Source organism: Parashewanella sp. 2304DJ23-3, from assembly GCF_056591695.1.
The window spans coordinates 128,749-150,521 of the sequence record NZ_JBWQOH010000008.1 but is presented as its reverse complement, the minus strand read 5'-3'; the positions used below and the strand labels follow the sequence as shown (position 1 = coordinate 150,521).

18 protein-coding genes are annotated in these 21,773 nt (G+C 39.8%); 8 read left to right on the top strand and 10 right to left on the bottom strand.

Going from position 1 to position 21,773, the window contains the following annotated elements; all coding sequences use genetic code 11:
• Nucleotides 1–152: 152 nt before the first annotated feature.
• Nucleotides 153–653 (bottom strand): DUF2062 domain-containing protein, encoded by a 501-nt coding sequence (locus tag AC1EU2_RS14705; RefSeq protein ID WP_480299034.1) that lies wholly within the window; start codon nt 651–653, stop codon nt 153–155.
• A gap of 29 nt (nt 654–682) precedes the next feature.
• Between AC1EU2_RS14705 and AC1EU2_RS14700 the strand changes: the two genes are divergently transcribed.
• The 5 genes from AC1EU2_RS14700 (at nt 683) to AC1EU2_RS14680 (ending at nt 6,916) form a co-directional block, all read left to right on the top strand.
• Nucleotides 683–2,959, top strand: a complete 2,277-nt coding sequence (locus AC1EU2_RS14700; protein ID WP_480299033.1) for a DNA internalization-related competence protein ComEC/Rec2 — start codon at nt 683–685, stop codon at nt 2,957–2,959.
• 33 nt (nt 2,960–2,992) lie between these two features.
• The gene (gene msbA / locus AC1EU2_RS14695; RefSeq protein ID WP_480299057.1) at nt 2,993–4,801 is read left to right on the top strand and encodes a lipid A export permease/ATP-binding protein MsbA; all 1,809 of its coding nucleotides are present in this window, start codon (nt 2,993–2,995) and stop codon (nt 4,799–4,801) included.
• 8 nt (nt 4,802–4,809) lie between these two features.
• Nucleotides 4,810–5,781, top strand: coding sequence for a tetraacyldisaccharide 4'-kinase (gene lpxK, locus AC1EU2_RS14690; RefSeq protein ID WP_480299031.1), 972 nt, complete (start codon nt 4,810–4,812; stop codon nt 5,779–5,781).
• 10 nt (nt 5,782–5,791) lie between these two features.
• The gene (locus AC1EU2_RS14685) at nt 5,792–5,971 is read left to right on the top strand and encodes a Trm112 family protein (RefSeq protein WP_480299029.1); all 180 of its coding nucleotides are present in this window, start codon (nt 5,792–5,794) and stop codon (nt 5,969–5,971) included.
• A gap of 177 nt (nt 5,972–6,148) precedes the next feature.
• The gene (locus tag AC1EU2_RS14680) at nt 6,149–6,916 is read left to right on the top strand and encodes a lipopolysaccharide kinase InaA family protein (protein WP_480299028.1); all 768 of its coding nucleotides are present in this window, start codon (nt 6,149–6,151) and stop codon (nt 6,914–6,916) included.
• Between the two features lie 16 nt (nt 6,917–6,932).
• On the opposite strand, the gene AC1EU2_RS14675 is transcribed toward AC1EU2_RS14680, so the two are convergent.
• Complete coding sequence (locus AC1EU2_RS14675; protein WP_480299026.1) at nt 6,933–7,793, bottom strand: MBL fold metallo-hydrolase; 861 nt, start codon at nt 7,791–7,793, stop codon at nt 6,933–6,935.
• A gap of 157 nt (nt 7,794–7,950) precedes the next feature.
• Here AC1EU2_RS14675 and AC1EU2_RS14670 point away from each other — a divergent pair, with 157 nt between their 5' ends.
• Complete coding sequence (locus tag AC1EU2_RS14670) at nt 7,951–8,325, top strand: hypothetical protein (RefSeq protein WP_480299025.1); 375 nt, start codon at nt 7,951–7,953, stop codon at nt 8,323–8,325.
• Nucleotides 8,326–8,502: 177 nt separating this feature from the next.
• Here the strand turns inward: AC1EU2_RS14670 and AC1EU2_RS14665 are convergent, their stop codons facing one another.
• The 7 genes from AC1EU2_RS14665 to AC1EU2_RS14635 form a co-directional block, all read right to left on the bottom strand.
• Nucleotides 8,503–8,961 (bottom strand): hypothetical protein, encoded by a 459-nt coding sequence (locus tag AC1EU2_RS14665; RefSeq protein WP_480299024.1) that lies wholly within the window; start codon nt 8,959–8,961, stop codon nt 8,503–8,505.
• Nucleotides 8,962–9,101: 140 nt separating this feature from the next.
• Nucleotides 9,102–12,155 carry an efflux RND transporter permease subunit gene (locus AC1EU2_RS14660; RefSeq protein WP_480299022.1) on the bottom strand — a complete coding sequence of 1,018 codons (3,054 nt, stop codon included), beginning with the start codon at nt 12,153–12,155 and terminating at the stop codon, nt 9,102–9,104.
• A complete protein-coding gene (locus tag AC1EU2_RS14655; RefSeq protein WP_480299021.1) occupies nt 12,155–15,400 on the bottom strand; it encodes an efflux RND transporter permease subunit in 3,246 nt (1,081 codons plus the stop codon). Before AC1EU2_RS14655 ends, AC1EU2_RS14660 begins: the two co-directional genes overlap by 1 nt.
• A 79-nt stretch (nt 15,401–15,479) precedes the next feature.
• Nucleotides 15,480–16,532: an efflux RND transporter periplasmic adaptor subunit gene (locus AC1EU2_RS14650; protein WP_480299056.1), complete on the bottom strand. Its 1,053-nt coding sequence runs from the start codon at nt 16,530–16,532 to the stop codon at nt 15,480–15,482.
• Between the two features lie 249 nt (nt 16,533–16,781).
• Entirely contained in the window at nt 16,782–17,012 is a 231-nt protein-coding gene (locus tag AC1EU2_RS14645) for a DUF2789 family protein (protein ID WP_480299020.1), read from the bottom strand.
• A gap of 65 nt (nt 17,013–17,077) precedes the next feature.
• On the bottom strand, nt 17,078–17,968 hold the full coding sequence (locus AC1EU2_RS14640; protein ID WP_480299019.1) for an ADP-ribosylglycohydrolase family protein: 891 nt from the start codon (nt 17,966–17,968) through the stop codon (nt 17,078–17,080).
• 67 nt (nt 17,969–18,035) lie between these two features.
• Nucleotides 18,036–19,304, bottom strand: a complete 1,269-nt coding sequence (locus AC1EU2_RS14635; RefSeq protein ID WP_480299017.1) for a uracil-xanthine permease family protein — start codon at nt 19,302–19,304, stop codon at nt 18,036–18,038.
• 323 nt (nt 19,305–19,627) lie between these two features.
• On the opposite strand from AC1EU2_RS14635, the gene AC1EU2_RS14630 reads away from it, so the two are divergent.
• Entirely contained in the window at nt 19,628–20,053 is a 426-nt protein-coding gene (locus AC1EU2_RS14630) for a DUF6491 family protein (protein ID WP_480299015.1), read from the top strand.
• A 39-nt stretch (nt 20,054–20,092) separates the two neighbouring features.
• On the opposite strand, the gene suhB is transcribed toward AC1EU2_RS14630, so the two are convergent.
• Nucleotides 20,093–20,896, bottom strand: a complete 804-nt coding sequence (gene suhB / locus AC1EU2_RS14625; protein ID WP_480299013.1) for an inositol-1-monophosphatase — start codon at nt 20,894–20,896, stop codon at nt 20,093–20,095.
• Between the two features lie 148 nt (nt 20,897–21,044).
• Between suhB and trmJ the strand changes: the two genes are divergently transcribed.
• Nucleotides 21,045–21,764, top strand: coding sequence for a tRNA (cytosine(32)/uridine(32)-2'-O)-methyltransferase TrmJ (trmJ, locus tag AC1EU2_RS14620; protein WP_480299012.1), 720 nt, complete (start codon nt 21,045–21,047; stop codon nt 21,762–21,764).
• The last annotated feature ends 9 nt before the right edge of the window (nt 21,765–21,773 follow it).

Here is a 21,773-nt window from a genome sequence, read left to right as displayed (position 1 = left end):
AATTTGAATCATGAGGTTGTTAAGCAGATGTACAGTTTGAAGTGGATTTTTTTAGAGTTATTACACTAATAAAAACAGCATCATATGGTCATAATGCTGTTTTTGTTCTATCAATTGCTTACAATGAATGAAAATAATTTTTTATATATTTGTTATCTTCGTTTTCTACGCTTCAAGATAGATCGGTACCATAAATATTTAATAATGGTATAACCTAAAATAGATGAAATTATACCCAATACAGCACAACCTAATAAGAAAGGCGGGCCGATGGTCGCTAGAGATTGCTCTAACCAATGCCAAGTAAGTTCAAAATGTACTTCTTGAGTAGGGTGGTTGAGAATTTTCGTGCCAAGCCAATATGCACCATAAAATAAAAATGGCATGGTTGCTGGGTTGGTTAACCATACCAGTGCTACAGACAAAGGAAGGTTGACATTAAACATGATGGCTGCGCCTGCAGCTAGAATCATTTGGAAAGGTACAGGCACCCATGCGAAAAACAGTCCAACTGCAAATGCACCTGGAGCTGATTTACGATTTAAGTGCCACAAGTTTGGGTTGTGAAGTAACTTTCCGAAAATTTTTAAATGCTTATGATCTCGTATGGTGTTCGGATCAGGCATGTATTTTTTAATTAATTTCTTTGGCATAGGTCAAATTGCTGTTTAAATAGAAAACTATGAATCGTTTTATGTTTGGCTTTTGTGCCACATCATTATCAGCGATTTTCTGGCCATCACTGCTGCCGTTTGCTTATGTTGCTCCAGGAGTAGTATTGCTACTTATTACACTCATGCGAAAGGCATGGGTGATTTCTGGTGCAATAATATCCATTCTCTGGATATCTAGCTTTACTCACTTGCTATTAAATTATCAAATTAATTCAACAACAAACACGATAAACGTTCGTGCTGAAATCATAGCACTTGTGAATCAGGAAAACGAATGGATATCGGCAGATATTCGTTTAATTAATCAGAATTTAATGTTGAAACCCAATCAATTCATGAGAATTTACTGGCGAACAACAAATCCGGCTCAACCTGGCCAAGTCTATGATTTCAAATTAAAACCGAAAAGTATTACTAATGTATTAAACCAAGGAGGGTTTAATCAGCAAAAACATTTCTTGAGTCGGCATATTATTGGACGAGGGAATGTAAAACAAGCGGTTTTAATTTCTGAACAGTTCAGCTTACGAAATATGTTGAGAGAAAAGCTGAAAATGCAATTCACTAAACTGAATAACAGTGACCTAATGTTAGCTTTGCTTTTTGGTGATAAAACACAGCTGTCATCAGAGCGCTGGCAGCAATTACGGCACAGTGGAACAGGGCATCTAATTTCGATATCAGGCTTACACCTCTCTATTGTCGGTGGTTGGACTTTACTTATATCATTGTATTTATTGTCTCAGTTAGCGCCCAGTTTCGGATTAAGAAATTACTACATCTCAGTAGCCTTGAGTGTGACAACAGCACTTATTTATGCCTATTTAGCAGGTTTTTCTATCCCGACTCAGCGCGCCTTGATTATGCTGATAGCGGTATTGGGTTTGAGTGTGTTTCAACGCTATTCATCTTCTTGGGAGCGGTTGTTATTAGCATTATTTCTTGTACTGTTTATTGATCCCCTTGCAATGTTAAGTTCTGGTTTATGGCTCTCGTTCATTGCGATTAGTGTCATATTGTTGAGTGTTGATTATTTATTGAAGCGTCATGAAAACTGGAGTGACATCTCAATCACATCAAAGATAAAACAACTCTTTTTTGTTCAATTCAGCATCTCAGTTGTTTTAGGTGTTGTAGGCTGCCTATTATTTGGTGGTGCAAGTTTGCACTCCATTTGGGTAAACCTAATTGTTGTTCCGCTTTTTAGTGTACTTGTTATTCCTATTACACTTGTGGGTTTTGTCATATGGTGTTTTGGTTTGGTGACTTCAAGTCAATGGTTAGTTGGGCTACATGTGGCTGACTGGTGTCTATCTGTTTTTTCGATGCTGATCATGTGGGTTGATAAATTGCCTTGGAGTTGGGTTATTCCAGCTGAACACCTAGTTCTTCCCTTTATTTTGATGGCAATTGGTTTGTTCGGTTTTTGGGGGTTAAGGTTTTCTCGCAAGAAATGGTTTAGCCTTTTGTTTATGACACCAATGTGTTTACAACTGCTTGCCAGCTACTATGAAACAAAAGACGAATGGCGTCTGCATATGCTTGATGTGGGCCAGGGTTTAGCAATGGTGATTGAACGCAACAATAGAGCTGTGATTTATGACACTGGAGCTCGTTATGGTGATTTTAGCTATGCTCAAAGAAGTGTCGTTCCTTTTTTGCAAGCAAGAGGATTGGCTCAGGTTGATAAAATTTTCATCAGTCACGGCGATAATGATCACAGTGGCGGCTTGGAGGTATTAAGACAGTATGCACCCAAAGCTGAAATTGTTTTCGATAGCGATACAATGAAGGCTCAATCTTGTAATCCAAGAACAGAAATGTGGCAAGGGTTGAGGTTTGAGTTTATGTGGCCAGTCACACCCATTGATTCAAATGATGGATCGTGTGTTTTAAAGGTTATTCATGGAGATCAAAGTGTATTATTGACGGGAGACATCGAAAAGTATGCAGAAAGAGAGTTACTAAAATTAGATTTAAATTTGAACAGCACAGTGATGCTTATGCCTCATCATGGCAGTAAAACGTCATCAAGTGAGGCTTTTATTGCTGCGGTCAAACCTGAAGTTGTACTCGCCGCTGCGGGTTACCAAAACCACTGGGGGTTCCCAAAACCAGAAGTCATTAAGCGTTATAAACGGTTTTCAGATAAGATTTATGTTTCTGGTAATTCAGGACAAGTCACGCTCATTTTTAATGCAAGTGGACTTGAAATTAAGCAATATCGTACAGATTTTGCACCATATTGGTATAACCAACTGTTTAAGTTTGCTGAGTTTAGGTAGAATAGGGCTTTATTTTTTATGCCAGCATTTTCAATGACAACATCTACAGAACAACCGCTAGGTCCCGTTTTTAAAAGATTAATGCGTTATCTGTTGCCAATGAAGGCAATGTTCATCGTCGCAGTACTTGCTTTAGCCACTTACGGTATTGTCGATGTTACATTCATGTATTTTATTAAACCCTTTATTGATGAAGGATTCTCACAGCCGTCTACGGTAGCTAACGTTGCTGGTGATATTTTACCTACGAGCCAAGGCTTTAATAGCAATAATGAAATGCTGATGAAAGCACCATTTTTTGTGGTCGGTATGTTTTTTATTCGTGGCATGGCGAATTTCGTTTCAACATATTGTATTTCTTATATGAGCTCACAGTTGATCATGAATATGCGACAGCAAGTATTTGATCATTACCTGAATCTGCCTGTTAGCTATATTGATCGTGAAAATACCGGTAACCTCATTTCACGTGTTACGTTTGATACAGAGCAAATCGCTCGAGCATCGGGCAGTGCATTGATCTCTATGGTGCGAGACACAGTTACGGTCATTGGCATGCTAGGTATGATGTTCCATTTGTCGTGGAAACTGTCGATTTGTATTTTGGTTATTGGTCCACTCATTGGTGTGGTGGTGACAGTTGTAAGTCGACGCTTTAGAAAAGTATCTAAGCAAATTCAATCAGCTATGGGCGGCGTTACTGCAGCAACAGAGCAGATGCTGAAAGGGCATAAGAACGTATTAGCATTCGGTGGACAAGACACAGAAAAAGAACGTTTCTCCAAAATAAATAATTCTAATCGCCAGCAAAATATGAAGTTAGCTGTTGCGCAGGCGATTAGCCAGCCTGTCATTATGATCATTGGCTCATTCGCATTAGCTTTTGTTCTGTATGCAGCGAGTTTTGACAGTTTAATGAATGAGCTAACAGCAGGTACGTTTGCTGCTGTTATTGCTGCAATGTTGGCAATGCTTCAACCAATTAAAAACCTGTCTCGTGTTAATGCCGAATTTCAACGCGGTTTAGCCGCTTGTACAACGGTATTTGAATTGTTGGATAGAGCGCCTGAAGCTGATGATGGCAAGTACGAAATTAAACGAGCTAAAGGACACCTTGTTTTTGATAACGTGAACTTCCGCTACCCAGAGCAAGAAGGTTTAGCACTCAAAGGGGTTAATTTTGATGTGCAACCAGGTAAAACGATTGCTTTAGTTGGACGCAGTGGGTCTGGTAAGTCGACCATGGCGAGTTTGATCACTCGTTTTTATTCTGGGCTCGAAAAAGGCGATATTACGTTAGATAACGTCAGTGTGAATGATTACTCACTTGCTTCATTAAGAAGTCAGGTCGCGCTTGTTTCACAGCAAGTGACCTTATTTAACGACACTATTGCCAGTAATATTGCTTATGCTTACCCAGGTAAAGTGACGCAAGAACAAATAGAAGAAGCAGCCCGTTTAGCCCATGCAATGGAGTTTATTGAAGAACTTCCTGATGGCCTAAATACCATGGTAGGTGAAAACGGAGTATTACTTTCAGGCGGTCAGCGACAGCGTATTGCCATTGCTCGTGCAATGTTACGTAATGCACCTGTATTGATTTTAGATGAAGCAACTTCAGCATTAGACACTGAGTCTGAAAAAGCGATTCAAATGGGTCTGGATAACCTTCGTCATAATCGTACTTCTGTTGTGATAGCACACCGTTTATCTACCATTGAGAATGCCGATGAGATCTTAGTTATTGAGCGAGGTGAGGTTATTGAACGTGGAACTCACAGCTCGTTAATTGAAGCAGACGGCCATTACGCTAAGCTCTATTCAATGCAATTCAGCGCATAGGCATTTAGATGCAAGAATTCGTGAATAAGATCTGGTATCAAGGACATTGGTTACAATGGGTACTGTTGCCTTTGTCTTGGTTGTTTGGGCTTATTACTTTAATTAGAACATGCCTATTTAAACTTGGTTTAAAAAAGCAGACTCAGTTTCCCGTTCCAGTGATTATTGTTGGCAATATTACTGCTGGAGGAAGTGGTAAAACACCCATGGTGATTTATCTGATCGAATTGCTTCGTTCACACGGGTATAAACCTGGCGTCATAAGCCGTGGTTATGGCTCTACTGCTGTGGGTGAGGTGTCTGTAACGAATTTGCATTCAGCAAGTGATGTGGGTGATGAGCCTGCAATGATTTATCAACGTACAAAAGTACCATTTGTTGTTGGCGCTCAACGTCCCAAGGCTGCACATCAGTTATTAAATGACTTTGATGTTGATATTATTATCAGTGATGACGGCCTACAACATTACGCTTTAGGTAGAGATATTGAAATTGCCATTGTTGATGGTGTTAGGCGACTAGGAAATAATCGACTCATTCCTGCCGGGCCTTTACGTGAACCTAAAAAGCGTTTGTCATCAGTCGATTTTGTTGTTGTTAATGGCGGGAGCTCGAAGGATAACGAGTTTTCGATGCAGCTGAAACCAAATAAACCAATTTCACTATGTGATGAGAGCCAAGAACTTAGCAGGAGTGATGTTGTAGCATTTGCAGGGATCGGGAATCCTCAGCGTTTTTTTGATACCTTAATCCAACAAGGTTTTGAACTCGAAGAAACAGTTAAGTTTGAAGATCACCAAAAATATACTCAAATTCAAATTTCATCTATTTCAGAACGTTTACCGATTATAATGACTGAAAAAGATGCCATAAAATGTAAACATTTTGCTCAGCCCAATTGGTGGTATTTACCTGTTGATGCAAAATTACCGTCTAATTTTGATAAAGAGTTGCTTAAGCGGCTTAAGAATAAACATTAAGGAATTGTATATGGCTTTTGATAGCAAATTACTCGAAATTGTCGCTTGCCCTGTATGTAAAGGTAAATTGGACTTTGACAAACAAGAACAAAAACTCATCTGTAAAGCGGATAAACTTGCGTATTCGATCACCGAAGGTATTCCAGTGCTTCTAGCCGATAAGGCAGAAAAATGGGAAGAGAAGAAATAAGATTTTTTCAGAGAATTTCAAGCACCACATTGTTGGTGCTTTTTTGTTTGTATTTTTGCTCAATGACAGTATGAGCCTTATTTTTCTGAATCGGAACTGAATACCTATTAATTCAAGTTTGAATCACATTTCTTAGATCATTTAGTGTTAGCTAAACGTTCGATAAATTCACTGTGTATGACTGAGAAGCTAACATTCAAAGAAAAGTTAGATCAAGAACTGAAACTGCATAAAGGTGACCGAGTTTCGGCTTTTGAGTATGAAGATCAAAAGTATTGGTTAAAACAAACTGAGCAAGTGTGTGGGATCATGAAGTTACTAAAGGGTGATGCCAATAAAGCTTTGCGCAGAGAAGTGTGTAAAATCTGTAAGCTTGAACGCAGACATGCGCCTGTTCCCCATGTTATCTGTAAGCAAAATACTATTGAAAAGTCATACTTTGTCATTGAAGACTCAGGTCGAACGCTAAAAGACTGGCTCAACGATCCTAATTGTAGCTCTGAGCAGTTAAAGCAGATTTTATTTGATGCTGCAAAAGCGTTAGCAGAACTTCATCAGCTTAAGTTTGCTCATGGTAGACCTGCATTAAGGGATATTTGTTGGCGAAATGGTAACGTTACCTTTATCGACTTTGAATCAAATATTGCACACATGCCTGTACAAGAGCGTCAAGTGAGAGATCTACTCGTCTTCATTCATAGTTTGTATCGATATCTTGGCGTTAACGTTACATTAATTGATGATGTTATTGACCACTACCGTAACGTTGGTGGTGAAGGGGTTTGGCAACAAAGTCAGCAGCAAATTAGAAAATGGCAATGGCTGTATTACTTGGCTTATTTGTTTCGTTTTAAAGGAGGTCGAGATATAAAACCGATTTATTGGGTGTTAAAACACTTTAAAGAAGCGCCTCGTGCCCGCTCAGCTGGAGAAGTGGGTGCTTAATACACCCATTTTGTTGTTATTGATTACTCAAGTCTTCGTAGAGTGTATTAATCCATTTATCTTCTGTAATAAAGCGCCAACTCCACTGCTTGAGTTTTGAAGGTAATCCAGACTTTTTGATTTCAGCAATCGTCTTTTTTGCCGCAATTTGTTGCTCCATCCAATGTATACTGTCATCCATCATAAGCTTGAACTGCATCAAGTCTTTTCTTGTTGCAAGCGTGCCATGACCTGGAATGACTTTAGTTTTATCAGTAATAATGTTTAATACATAAGCGACATTATCTCTATAGCCTTTGACAGAGCCTCCACCATTAAGATCAACATAAGGGAAGTGATCTTTAAAAAATAAATCCCCCATGTGAACCACGCTTAAATCGTCCCATACAACAACGCTATCACCGTCAGTGTGTCCAGGCTTAAGGTGAACCACTTTTAATGTATCACCATTGAAGTGGATGGAAATACCATTGTCGTAAGTGATAACGGGAAGTGCTTTGATATCAATGTCTTTATTTGATTTCAATCGCTTGAGAACATTATGGTGAGCCATAATGGTGCCGTGTTCACCAAAATGTGAGTTTCCGCCGACATGATCGCCATGGTAGTGGGTATTGATGATGTATTTAGGTGAACCTTGTTTGATTTTTGCCAGTTCTGTCTCAATTTTATCTGCTAACGGAGCGAACTGATCATCGATAATCAGAATACCGTCCTCACCAGCTGATACGCCGATGTTTCCGCCAGCTCCGGTAAACATATAAGCTGATTTTGTTAGTTGTTGAGAACTGATTTTCACGTCGTCAAAGCGACTGTTTGCTTGTGATGAGAGGCTAAATAGAGAAAATGTGAGCAGAGCAACCATAGAGTTCTTCATACTTTTCCTTGTTGTTTTATTGTTATTAACTGAATAAGAAAGTATCTAAACCAGTTTTATTTCATTGATTCGTCAGCATATAGAATAAATACAAAATCTAACAGAGCCTTTAATTATCCAATAGAATTTCTCAAGTTTAAGCGCTATAGGGTTTCATATGATGAATCGATATTTGTTGTTAGCTTTGGTTGGTTTTGTTCCTTTAGTACATGCAAAAATTAACTGTGAAGCTACGTACCGCTATTTTGATGGCTCGAATTGGCAAACGAAAACTCAAAAGCTTGAAGAAACTTATAATGAAGGAAATGTTCGGGCATTAGAGGCTCAGAGAAGTGAAGCTTATTATTCAGTTAATATCAATACTCAAGCAGTAATTAAGCATAAACCTGATATAACATTGACGATTTCTTTTCCACCGAATTACCTTTACGGTACAACATCAGAGTTTTCTAGCCAAGATGGTTCAAGTTATTTGTTGGCTTATAGCAAAAAGGGAGCAGACTTTAAGGTTGAATGTAATAAGCCAAAATAATCGTATAGATCAGTTACTATCAATATTCCTTAGGCTGGATTAAAAGAAATCTATCTGGTGTGATTTTTAACAAAGGAGAATATTTCTGCTTTGCCAATGTACCTTTGTTAAATTTCTTTTTAATCCAGCGATATGCTTTATTTCATTATGGGTCAACTATAAATAGAAGTTATTAGCTTACTCAAAATTTGCCCAAAGCTTGCAGCCTTTTTCATTACAGATAAGTCCGTTTTCATTCTCTGCTATACCCTCATATATGACTTTACTTCTATCTTTTAAGTCTACAACTTTAACGTGGTCATTATGATGGTCGTCTTTATCTAAGCTAACATCGGTTACGATTTCTCCAGAAGGTATTTGAGAAACCTTTCCTGTTTTTCCATTATCATCATTGAAATCAACAAATAATTCAGTTGAACCAACATTCTTAATTGGAATACAAGTATTCCATATGGTGAGAGAACCGTTCTTTTTGCAGTAATCTAAACCGCTTTGGTAATTCCCAGTTGATTGTGCTGAAAAGTTTGTTGATGCGGAGTGTATGACTTTACTGTTTTCAGCAGCGAAAGTTGTTCCTATAAAGCCGCTTAAAATCAGTGTGTAAACTGCTAACATTGAATATGGTTTATGAGTCATTTCAAAGCTCTCTATGTTAATTGAGGTGAGAGTGTAAAATATAATGTCCAGTTTATTTATAATTTTATTGAATAAAAAATAACCAGCAAAAATATGCTGGTTATTGTATTTAAGTACTCGACTATGAACTTCTTAAGGCTTTATTGAGGCAACCACCTCAACCAATGTTTCGAAATATGATTCGACTTTTCTAACTGAATTCCTGCTTTGTATCTCATTCTATAGAGTGCTTGATAACACAAAGGTACAAGGTACAAACTGGTAATCGTTGAGAATGCTAAACCACCAATAATCGCAATTGCCATTGGTGAATATGGTGGGCCTCCGCCACCGATTTTGGTTTCACCGAGTGCAAGAGGTAGTAGACCAAGAATGGTGGTACTTACCGTCATTAATACAGGGCGTAAACGTGTAATACACACCTGATTTATGGTTTCAGTAAGCTTATTGAGTTTAGGCTCCATTTGGTTAATTTGATCGACCAGTACAATACCGTTGTTTACCACGACGCCAATCAAGATCAATATCCCGATCATCGCCATAACGCCCATAGAATTACCACTGAACATCATCGCCCAAAATACACCAGTAATTGAATATAGAATTGAGGTGATGATGGCTGTTGGTAGTAACAGTGATTCAAAAAGCGCCGCCATGACAATGTAGATCATCGCAACGGCCAGAATCATATTGGTCAGCATAATGGCTTGGTCTTCATCTTGACGTTCAAAAGCGCCACGTAATGAATATTTATAACCGTGTGGGAACTGGATTGAATCGAGTGCTTCAGTGATTTTCTCTTGTGCATCATCCACTGAAAGATCGTCCATGCTGGCACCAATATTGAGTGATGTTTGGCGGTCATAGTGGCGAATCCGTTCGAGTCGAGGCTGAGTTTTAATGGTCGCTAAATTATCCAACGTGTATACCCGTTCACCAATTTTTATGACAGGTAACTCTTTTAATTTATCGAGCGACTTTTGCCAGCTTTTGTCATATGCGAGCTCAATACGTAACTCGCCACTTGGATTGTGACGGTATGAACGTAACGGAGTGCCACGTAAAGCCAATGAAATATTTCGTGCAACTTGGCGTAACTCAATACCTAAACGAGAGGCCATAACAGGGTTAATGACAATCACAACTTCCTGCTGACCAGTGTTCAACTCCGAGCGAACATCAACCAAACCATCAATGTTTTGAATCAAGGGTATCACTTGCTCACTGATTCGGATCAATTCGTTAGTGGATCGTCCGGTAAGTGAAATACGAACACCGTTGTTGTCTCGTCCCCAACCAAATTGAGGTTTAGCAATACTGAATTTAGGGAATCCTTCACGAATCTCTTCTTTCAATTTTTTTAGATCAGCCTTGGTATCCTTTTTTAAAATTAACGTAGATTGTGCACGATCGGGGTTGTAATAGCTGTATACTGAATCAATATGAAATTTATCTTGATTAGCATACAAGTAATCTTCCATTTCAGAGACTAACGATTCAGTAACTTCAACGGTATGACGTCCCTCAACCATGTAATTGATAAAGAGGCGATCTGGGTTTTCTCCACCGCCATCATTTCCTTGAATTACGCCAAGCGGTAGCGCAGTTGAAACCAGAATTAAAATGGCGATAAAACCTGAAAGCTTTGGCCGAGTTAGCACCCAAGATAAACTTTTGTGATAAGCATTTTGTAACATATCACTTTCTTTTTTCGACTTTTGTTTGAAGTTAAGTTTCTTAATCATAAGTGGTAACAAGGTTTTTGAAACCAATAAAGACGCTAAGAGAGACACGCAAATTGCAATTGAGACATGCTCTAAGAAAACAGTAAGCTCAACCTTTACTCCGAAGATATTAGGCAAGAACACCACGGCTGTAGTTAAGGTTCCTGCCATAACCGCAAGGGCAACTTTATCTACGCCCGATAAGATAGCTTGAGTAGCAGGTGTGTCAGCAGGTGCATTTTCTCGCTCTTGCAACACGCTTTCAGTGATCACTACAGCGTTATCAATCAGCATACCAATGGCAAGCAGTAATCCCATCATGGATAGGATATTCAAGCTGTAACCTAAGAAATACATGACAGCAAGTGTCATGCAAATCGAGATTGGCACAGAAGCGACAATGACCATGGTGAGTTTTAGATCACGTAAGAATAAGTACAATACACCGAACGAGAGTAGGGCGCCGATTAAACCTGAGATCAATAGATCTTTCAGCGATGATTTAACACCAAAAGCTTGGTCTTCCATAATGTAAAGCTTGATACCACTGAATTGCGGATCTTGCTTTACGGCATCAATAACCTTTATGACTCTGTTTGATACTTGTACTAAGTTAGCGCCAGATTCTTTAAATACGTCTAAACCTACAGCATATTTTTTATCAAGATGGCGGCCTTCTTCTGCTTCTGGTAATGCAAAACTTACGTTTGCAACATCCGCTAAACGCAGAGACGGGGTGAGCCATAAATTACGAATGTCCTCTAGGGATCTAAACTCACCTTTTGGCGAAACTTGGTAGACTTTGTTATTACTGCGTAAGTTGCCCGCATTTATTACAAAGTTTTGCGCTGCCAGTTTACGATTTAACTCCGCAACGGGCATGCCTGATGCCAGTAACCTATCGACATCAATACGAACTTCGATTTGTTTTTGCTCAACACCATACAAACTGACTTGTGATACACCGTCAATGCGCTCTAACGGCTTTTTAAGTTGTTTGTCGAGTAAATCAAATGCGCCAGATAATTCACGTTGGCTTGATAAACGAATATTGAGCACAGGCATGTCAGACGTTGAAAACTGTTGAACAAAAATACGCTCAACATCATCAGGTAATAAGTGACTGACAGCATCGATTTTTTCACGAGCTTCTAGCCCTTTGCTAGCAACGTTTTCACCCCATTTCATATCGAGACGAATATTCACGCCGTTTTGATCTGACCATGAACGCATTCTGTCGATGCCCGTCATGGTTGCTAAAGATTCTTCAAGTACTTGAGTAATTTCACGTTCAACTTCAGCAGGCGATGAACCTCGGTAAGGCACATTGACATTGATTTGTGGAATATCAATGCCCGGAAACATCTCCAATGGCAGCAGTCTAGTTGCCGCCATACCAAATAGCAGAATGGCGATGAAAAACATGCTGGTGGTGACAGGGCGTTTGATAGCAAGTTTAGTGATACTCATTATGCGCCCTCCATTGCAGGTTCGAATTGTTCTTTTTTATCAAATTGCTTTCTGTCAAAAAGAGCGTAAAGCACCGGAATGACAACTAGAGTCAGTAATGTAGAAAGAATCAAACCGAAAATTACCGTAATCGCCATTGGTGCACGAATTTCACTACCATCGCCTAATCCAATTGCCATCGGTAATAAACCTAATGATGTTGTCATTGTGGTCATCAAAATTGGGCGTAAACGCGAGTGAGCAGCTTCTTTGATGGCTTCTAGCTTCTCTCTACCATCAGCTCGTAATTGATTGATGCGATCAACCAACACGATGGCATTATTCACTACGATACCCGCCAACATAATCAAACCAATAAATACAATTACACTTAAGTGAGTTTGAGTAATGAAAAGGCCGAAAATACTGCCGGTAACCGCCATTGGAACAGCGATTAATATGAGTAAAGGATGAAGAAGTGACTCGAACTGGCTCGCCATCACTAGATAAACCAAGAAAACAGCGAGTAACAAAGCAATTTGTAGTGAGCGGAATGAGTGCTCCATTTCTTCGTTTTGCCCACCAATACGCGCTTGGATAGAAACTGGAATATTTTGATCATCCATAATGGCTTTGGCTGCAGTAACGGCATCAGCTAAATCACCGTAACCTAGGTTTGCTGATACTATCGCTACCCGCTGTTGTGCAACACGGCTGATTGCAGATGGGCCAAGTTGAAGGTTAACTTCAGCTACGGCACTTAATGGAATAGGACGATCACCATCAGGATTGATGATCATCGAACCAATATCACTGATTTGGTTACGCTCTTCTTGTTGGCTTCGGACGAGAATGTCTACCTTACGATCTCTCACATTATATTGGCTGGCAACCGTACCACCAATGCGTTGCGCAATACGATTAGCAATGGTTGGCGTATCCATACCAAGCGCTGCAATGCGAGCATGATCGAACTCAATACTGAGCTCAGGTTGGCCATCTCGTAGGCTGGTATTCAAATCGGTAAAACGATTCGATTCGGAAAGGGATGAAATTAATTTATCTGCTGTTGTTTTCAGTTGATCAATATCATAGCCACTTAATTCAATTTCAAGCGGTGTTTTGAAGCTGAACAGCTCTGGGTGCTGGATTTTAGCGTCTAACTCAGGAATCAAACGAGTCTTTTTACGCAAGATTTTACTGACTTCTTCATAGCCATTACTGTTGTTAAGTACAACCTGTAAACGTCCCCAATTTTCGCCTCCTCGGCTGGTATCAGAAGTCATTAAACCACCGCTGCCGGCTTGACTGTATAAGTGTTTAACTTGTGGATGACCAGTCACAGAAGTTGCGAGTTGCTGTAGCACACTATCTGTTTGTGAAACCTCAGTACCTGGCGGTAGTTGTACTTCAACATAAAACTCGCCTTGGTTCATAGGTGGGATCAATTCCATACCTAAACGAGGAGCAAGGCTTCCTGCAGCAGCAGAGATCATGATAGCAATGGATAGGCTCAACCACTTGTGTGATAGCGCACCATTTAATAGTGCGTGATAACAGCGTTCTAAACCACGATATAGCCAATTAAAGGCAATGATGATGGGCTTAAGGAGCATTCCAGAAAGCCAAGCAATCAATTTACCTATGGTCAAAGTGAAAGTCAGTAAAAATGCTGGAACAATACTGAACAGAAGAACAAACGGAAACAGCAGTATTTTTTTACTGTAAAAACCAAACTTGCCTAATTTAGTGCTCGGAACGGTTTCTTTTTCGACTTCTTGATGTTCAGGTGCTTTTAATCCTTCTCTTGACGCAAGCATCGGAATCGCTGTTAGTGCAACTAATAATGATGCGAGCAGTGCAAAGGCAACTGTTAACGCTTGGTCTGAAAACAGCGCTCCTGCAATGCCATCAACAAAGACCAAGGGAACAAATACCGCTAAAGTGGTTAACGTCGATGCAAAAATAGCGCCTGAGACTTCTTTAGTACCCGTGATGGCTGCTTGAACACGGTTCATACCTTGTGCTTTACAACGGTCAATGTTTTCTAATACGACAATGGCGTTATCCACCAAAAGGCCAACAGCAAGTGCGATTCCGCCCAGTGACATAATGTTTAAACTGATGCCTGAAAAGAACATCATATTAAAAGTAGCAATAACCGATAATGGAATTGAAATTGAGATGATCAGAGTTGGAATGATGTCTCGCAAGAATAGGTATATAACTAACATTGCCAATAAGCTACCAATTAGCGCAGCAGAAGTGACTTCATTAATTGCACTTTCAATAAACTCAGACTGGTCATAGATGAGCCTTACTTCACCCAGATTTGGATTATTGTTTAAGTGATTAATTTCTTCTTTTAAACGCTTGGCGACCGCAACAGTATTAGCATCGCCTTCTTTATAAATGGCAAGTTCAATAGATTCTTGATTACCTATACGCGTCATATCACTGCGCTCTTTAAAGGCATCGGTAATATCGGCGACTTCAAATAAGCGAACGAGCTTTTGCGCATCACGATACACGATCACTTGGCCGAGTTCATTCAAGTTATTGAATTGATTTAACGTTCGAACTAAATATTCTTTATTACCTTGAACAACCTTACCGGCTGATAAATTCAAGTTTTCGGCTGCAATGCGGCTACGAATTTTCTCAGCATTCAGATTTAATTGGGCCAATTTATCTTGGTCGAGCTGGATGTGAACTTCTTGTTCTAAACCGCCAGACAAACGAACTGATGCCACGCCTGAGAGTGCTTCAAGACGGCGTTTCAATTCTTCTTCGCCATAGGTACGCATTTGCTTAAGTTTGCTGTCAGAAGCATCGGGCACTGATAACGCTAAACGCATGATAGGGTCGAGATTTGGGTTAAAGCGAAGCAACAAAGGCTTTTTAACGTCTAGTGGTAGCTCAATTGTGTCGAGTTTCTCACGAGTATCTAAACTCGCTAAATCCATGTCTGTGCCCCATTCAAATTCAAGAACCACATCTGACATACCTGCACGAGACACCGAGCTGACTTTTCGCAGCCCTTTAACGACACCAACAGACTCTTCTATTGGCTTGGCGATCAACTGTTCGACTTCAACGGGAGCAGCACCATCATATAAAGTACGAATGGTTAGGGTTGGATAACTGAGGTCGGGAAGGAGCTTCACGGCAAGGCGCGAGAAGCCCACCATCCCAAACAAAATGATGGCCAGCATAAACATCCAAACGGTAACAGGCCGTTTAACTGACGTAGCGATAACAGACATAGAGTGATTCCTTTTTCTTAAGCTTTATTCTTATTGCTATGTCGCCATGCCTGTACAGTGTCAGGCATGACAATCTCGCTTAGTTTGCTGCAATTTCCGTAGGGTTTATGACTTCTACATCTGATTGGTCTTTCAGGTTATGTTGTCCACGAATGACGATTTCATCACCTTGACTCACACCCGTGACCACTTCAACTAAACCGTTTTGTTGGTAACCGACTTTTACATCGTTAAGTAATGCCTTACCGTCATTAATGGTGTAAATGGCATAGCTATTATCTTGATTGATTAATGCGCTGTATGGCACAACAGTGACATCGGTATGAGTGTCGTATTGAAGCTCTGCACGAGTGAACATGCCTGCTTTAAATTTGTCTTCTGAATTAGGCAACAACAGGGTTACCTTGAAGGTACCGCTTTCAGAATCTACAACAGGACTGATACGAATAACTTTAGCTGTAGAAGTATATTCGTTATTTAAGTTGCTTGTGATGGTCGCATTCTGATCAAGCTTTAAGCTTGCCAGTTGTTGCTCAGGAAGGTGAACAATACCGTGTAGTTCATTTTGGCGAACGACATAAAACAGTGGTTCAAACTCTTTAACCATGTTACCTGCTTTAACATGACGTTTGGCTACTACACCATCTATCGGAGAGCGAATCTCACTTTCTGTCAATTGAAGCTTGGCCAAGTCGCGTTGAGCTTTTGCTGCTTGGAGGTTGAACTCAAGTTTGGATATTGCATCTGCGCTGACAAATTGCTTATTTGTCATCTTGTTTAGACGATTGAGTTCCTGTTCAATTACTTTAACGTTTGCTTCTGACTGCTGGTATTGATAAAGCTGACGTCTCGCATCAATCGTTGCTAAAAGTTGACCCTTTTTGATTTTGTCGCCTTCTTCGGCATGAAGCTTTTCAATTAAACCCGACACACGAGTAACAACCTGCGCTTCTTCTGGTGCTTCAAGAGTTGCAGTTGTGCTATAGAAAGAGCCAACATTTCCTGAACTGACTATAGCTGTCTCGACTGGAATTGCGTAGGTTTCTTCTTTTTTCTCTTCAGCTTGATTCTGACTGCATGCTGTCAATGCACCAGCTAGCACAACTGGTAGGAGAATGGTTAATTTGCCCAAGTTTTTCATTTTTCCAAATCCCTTGCTCATTAGAGTTTTCTTAACTGACGACTAATAAGCGAGGAGTATGCCAAACTTAAAATAACTATGTATTACATGTGTTTAATTGGTTTTTGTGGGTGGTTATTGTTTTTTTAGTTAGCTGCAATGTTAGTTATTTAGTGAAATTGTTAATAAAGGTGGGAAATCTAACTAACTTAAATTGGGAAAATTAAAAAAGGCATCAAGAAAGATGCCCGTATCATAAAATTAATGCATTTGGCTGTTCAGTTGCTCAACGACAATAGACCAGTCAGCATCTTCATGGATAAGTTGATGTAAAAGTTGAGCCTGAGAAACACTCCAGAAACTGGCATTTTCAAGCCGAGTACTTTTATTCAGAGGTGAATGGAGTTTAATGAAGTTCTCAATTTCTTTAGGTTCACTGTCTAAACCGAGTTGTTGAAACAAGGTTGTCATATTATGTGCTATTGATTCCATGGTGTGTTCTCAACGTCATTTGATATGGCAACTTCAGACTACACATCAACGGGATTGATACATAGTCAATTTAGGTTTAAGTTATTTAAAATTGTTGGGTAAGCATTAACCTGCTGAAATTGCTTAGAGTTTAAATCGGTTTGTTGGCTTAACAACGATGCGATGATGATTCCTCTTGCTGCTGAATCGCCGCCAGCCATCACGTTTTGGGTCATGGCTTCATTAAAGTCATTTTCATATTTCAACAGAATTTGAATGACGCCAGGTAATGATGAGTTTATCGAACAATCAACACCAAAACCGCTGAGTGCCTTTTGTGAGTCTTGTTCTTTTGCATCAATGCCTTTATGTATAAGGCTTTTTATTGTGGACTCAGGTAGAGAATGATATTGATTTAATAATGCATCAGCCAATTGTTGCCCGGATAAAATGTTTAAAGCGACTTTTGCAAAAAACATTACAGCATCGGTTACGTCGGGGTAGTTATGCAGAGCAGTAGTCAGTTCGATGATTTTCGATAAACGCACTTCTTGTTCTGCATAATATGGAAAGAGTAATGAAAAAAAAGCGGCGCCAGCGAGATCATTACTTTGAGCACCAACAGGGTTTTCGTGATTAGTAGTAATATTGTTCAAGGCTTTCCTACTCGCACCATCGATATAACCTTGATACTGAGTGATGAAAGCACTCCATTCAGTTTTAAACGTTTGTAATTCAAAGTCGTTATTTTTATGTAAATGCTCAAGGATAAAAAGCATTAGATCGCCATAGTGAGTAAAATCGCCTTTGCGTTTTCCTTTATGGTAGCTATCGGATAATGGTGCAGTTACTTCTGTTATATGACCAAATTGGTTTTTGATTTTGGCTGGGTCGTATATCCAGTGCGGACCAAGCGCAAAGGCATCACCGTAAAAAGCAGCCATGATCATAGTATTTGTTTTACCTAAGGCATCCATTGAAAACTCCAGAAATAAAAAAGGCGCCTACATAGTGGCGCCTTTGGGTGCTTAATTCAAATAGCAATTATTCCTGAGAGCTCTTAAGCTCTGACGCTAACGTTCCTCGATCAGCTTTAGGTAAAAGCAAATTCATTAAAATACCAACCACACCACATAAACTGATGCCTGTTAAACTAAACTGAGCGGAGCCTACAGACATGCCACCAATTCCGAGAACAAGGATAGTAGCAACGATGCATAGGTTTCGCTGATGACTTAAGTCAACATTGTTTTTGACTAAGCTGCTCATTCCTACTGCTGCAATTGAACCAAATAGAAGAATTAAAATGCCGCCCATAACTGGGGTAGGAATCGACTGCAGTAATGCCCCTAATTTTCCACAGAATGCCAGTAGAATCGCAAAACACGCAGCCCAAGTCATGGTGACAGGGTTAAAGTTTTTAGTTAGCATCACTGCACCAGTAACTTCTGAATAAGTCGTATTAGGTGGAGCACCAAAACAAGCTGCAACACTAGTAGCGATACCGTCACCAGTTAATGTTCTGTGCAAGCCTGGTTTCTTCACATAGTCTTTTCCAGCAACATTACCAATAGCAAGTACATCACCAATATGTTCAATTGCTGGAGCAATGGCGACGGGCAACATAAATAAGATGACTTGCCAGTTGAACTCAGGTGCAACAAAGTTCGGCATTGCAATCCATGCTGCTTCAGTAACTTTGGAACCGTCTAGCATTCCCAAAGCGGCAGCTGCAATAGAGCCAACAATAATACCGCACAAAATTGGAATTAGACGGAATAACCCTTTGGCTAAAGTGGCAACTAAAAGTGTTGTAATTAGGGCAAGCATTGAGACAATAAGCGCATCTTGGTAAGGGAACACTTCAATTGCACCATCACCCGTTTTGCCCATCGCCATTTGCACGGCAACGGGGGCCAAACTTAAACCAATTACCATAATTACTGGGCCGACAACAACGGGAGGTAATACTTTTTCTAAAAACGCAGTGCCACGCCATCTAACGAACTGACCTAATATAAGATAAGTAAACCCCACGGCAATCAAGCCACCCATCGTCGGTGCCATGCCCCACGTTTGGATACTGAATGATATTGGTGCGATAAAAGCAAAAGAAGAAGCCAAGAAAACAGGCACCATTCTTTTGGTGACCAATTGAAAGAGCAAGGTACCAATACCGGCTCCAAACATGGCAACGCTTGGTTCAAGACCCGTTAAAATTGGCATTAATACCATAGCGCCAAATGCAACAAAAAGCATTTGTGACCCAGCTAAGGCATTTTGAAAAGTAGAAGTTGTATGTGGATGTTCCATCTTTGAACAATTCCTAATTATTATTGTGATTAAGAAGGGGAATGTTTTGAAAACGAGTGCATTTTAAAGCGTTTTCTACTTAATAAAAAGAATATGAATGTTCTCAACATAGAAAACACAATTGGATTAGATCAAAAGTGAAAAGAGGGTGTGATTTGTCGTCATAAGTCGTGGTGCTTACTTGCAATAAAAAGATTGATAGTTCAACAGTGAACGCTAAGTTAAACATAATTGATTTTATGAACGCTCACTCGCAGCAAACTGTCGAAAAGGTATTACACTTGTTTTAGCTTATATAATCTAATGAGAACAAAGGAGAAAATATGAAAAGGTTATTTTTGGTCGCGCTTACAACTTTATTTATATTTGGGTGTGCGTCAAGGATGTCCACAACGGATAGAAATGCAGCTTATGCGGATTTTATTCAAACAAATAACTTACAAAGCATCAATCGGATAACCAGTTTTGATTTTAACGGCTGGAGCAGTTTGAGCGATAATTATATGATTTTATCCACGAATTTTCGAAAAGATTATCTATTAAAAATGCAAGGTGGTTGCACAGGGCTTAACTTTGCACAGGTTGTTAAACTTCACCAGTTTTCTGACAATACGTTTGATAAACTTAGCGATACTGTCTCGGTTAAAGATACAATTCCAATGCAATGCAGAGTTGCTAATATTTATCCTTTAACTCAAGACCAGTCAAAAGCAATCAAACAAATAGCTAAAGAAAAGCCCCAACAGTAGTTGAGGCTTCGTTTTCTGCTTAATGAGATAAAACGTAAATTAACGTTTCAAACCTTCGTTAAGAAGAGGGCGCATAGTTTTCACAAGATTCAGCGTAACTTTTGGTGAGCCTGCAACGATGTTACCAGAAGCCATGTAGTTGTGGTTACCAGCAAAGTCAGTAACCGTACCACCTGCTTCACGGCAAATTAGATCGCCCGCTGCGATATCCCATGGCTTAAGACCAATTTCAAAATATCCATCCATACGACCAGCTGCTACATAAGCTAAATCTAATGCAGCAGAACCGCCACGGCGAATATCTCCACATTTGTTGAACACTTCAGAGATAATGCTCATGTAGGTTTCAGTGTGTTGGCGAGCTTTGAACGGGAAAGCAGTAGCTAAAATAGTGCCGTTTAAATCGTTTACGTTTGTAACACGAATACGGTAATCATTTAATTTAGCGCCTTGACCACGAGTCGCAGAGAATAACTCTTCACGAACAGGATCATAGATTACAGCTACTTCAGTTTTTCCTTTGTACTGAAGTGCAATCGATACTGCAAAGTGTGGAATACCACGAACGAAGTTAGTCGTTCCATCAAGAGGATCAACAATCCACATATAATCTTTATTCTCACCACGGTTTTCACCGTCTTCTTCACCCACGATTGTGTGATCAGGGTAAGATTTACGAATTTGATATGTGATAGCAGCTTCCGCTTCTTTATCCACGTTAGTAACGAAGTCATTCAGACCTTTTGTTGAAACTTCAACTTGGTCTAATTCTTGATAAGCACGCATAATTGTTTTGCCGGCAGCGCGAGCAGCGCGGACAGCGATAGTCATCATCGGATGCATTGCAATCCCCTGGATGTTAAAGAACGGAAAAATTATCGGTGCGGATTATACGCTTTTAAAAAGTATCTGCAATCCGAAATAGCCAAAAGCGTGAAATTGATGCTAGTATTCCGCTTCTGGTTTTTATTGACTCAAATAGTTAACTTCCATGCTCAACAATATCCGAGTTGTTTTAGTTGGCACTTCCCATCCTGGAAACATAGGTTCAGTCGCACGAGCGATGAAAACCATGGGCCTTACGAACTTATACTTAGCAGAACCAAGAACAGAAGTTGATGGTCAATCTATCGCCTTAGCTGCTGGCGCTGCCGACATTCTTCAAAATCTCACGAAAGTAGATTCTTTTGATGAAGCTATAGCTGATTGTTCATTAGTGGTTGCGACGAGTGCGCGCAGTCGAACGTTAGATTGGCCAATCTTAGAACCAAAAGAAGCCGGTGAACAATTGGTTTCAGAAGGTGAGTCTGGCCCTGTTGCTATTGTATTTGGTCGTGAAAATCATGGCTTGTCCAATGAAGAATTACAAAAATGTAACTACCATGTAGTGATACCCGCTAATGAAGAGTACAGTTCTCTGAATTTGGCCCAAGCCGTTCAAATTGTGTGTTATGAAACAAGAATGGCTTATTTGAATAAAAACCGTGAAGTTGAAGTACTAGAAGAGTACCCAATGCAAAAAGAACAAGAGCAATTTTTTGAGCATTTGGAGAAAACGTTATTATCAACAGGGTTTATTATTAAAAATCACCCTGGACAGATCATGACTAAGTTGAGACGTTTGTTCAGTCGAGCACGTATAGAAACACAAGAGATGAATATCTTGCGTGGTATCTTAAGCTCTATCGAGAAAATTGCTAAAAGAGATTAAAGGTTGAAG

Coding starts and splice junctions, on each gene's coding strand:
- AC1EU2_RS14705 (WP_480299034.1), bottom strand. CDS start 653: ATGCCAAAGAAATTAATTAAAAAATACATGCCTGATCCGAACACCATA.
- AC1EU2_RS14700 (WP_480299033.1), top strand. CDS start 683: ATGAATCGTTTTATGTTTGGCTTTTGTGCCACATCATTATCAGCGATT.
- msbA (WP_480299057.1), top strand. CDS start 2,993: ATGACAACATCTACAGAACAACCGCTAGGTCCCGTTTTTAAAAGATTA.
- lpxK (WP_480299031.1), top strand. CDS start 4,810: ATGCAAGAATTCGTGAATAAGATCTGGTATCAAGGACATTGGTTACAA.
- AC1EU2_RS14685 (WP_480299029.1), top strand. CDS start 5,792: ATGGCTTTTGATAGCAAATTACTCGAAATTGTCGCTTGCCCTGTATGT.
- AC1EU2_RS14680 (WP_480299028.1), top strand. CDS start 6,149: ATGACTGAGAAGCTAACATTCAAAGAAAAGTTAGATCAAGAACTGAAA.
- AC1EU2_RS14675 (WP_480299026.1), bottom strand. CDS start 7,793: ATGAAGAACTCTATGGTTGCTCTGCTCACATTTTCTCTATTTAGCCTC.
- AC1EU2_RS14670 (WP_480299025.1), top strand. CDS start 7,951: ATGATGAATCGATATTTGTTGTTAGCTTTGGTTGGTTTTGTTCCTTTA.
- AC1EU2_RS14665 (WP_480299024.1), bottom strand. CDS start 8,961: ATGACTCATAAACCATATTCAATGTTAGCAGTTTACACACTGATTTTA.
- AC1EU2_RS14660 (WP_480299022.1), bottom strand. CDS start 12,155: ATGAGTATCACTAAACTTGCTATCAAACGCCCTGTCACCACCAGCATG.
- AC1EU2_RS14655 (WP_480299021.1), bottom strand. CDS start 15,400: ATGTCTGTTATCGCTACGTCAGTTAAACGGCCTGTTACCGTTTGGATG.
- AC1EU2_RS14645 (WP_480299020.1), bottom strand. CDS start 17,012: ATGGAATCAATAGCACATAATATGACAACCTTGTTTCAACAACTCGGT.
- AC1EU2_RS14640 (WP_480299019.1), bottom strand. CDS start 17,968: ATGGATGCCTTAGGTAAAACAAATACTATGATCATGGCTGCTTTTTAC.
- AC1EU2_RS14635 (WP_480299017.1), bottom strand. CDS start 19,304: ATGGAACATCCACATACAACTTCTACTTTTCAAAATGCCTTAGCTGGG.
- AC1EU2_RS14630 (WP_480299015.1), top strand. CDS start 19,628: ATGAAAAGGTTATTTTTGGTCGCGCTTACAACTTTATTTATATTTGGG.
- suhB (WP_480299013.1), bottom strand. CDS start 20,896: ATGCATCCGATGATGACTATCGCTGTCCGCGCTGCTCGCGCTGCCGGC.
- trmJ (WP_480299012.1), top strand. CDS start 21,045: ATGCTCAACAATATCCGAGTTGTTTTAGTTGGCACTTCCCATCCTGGA.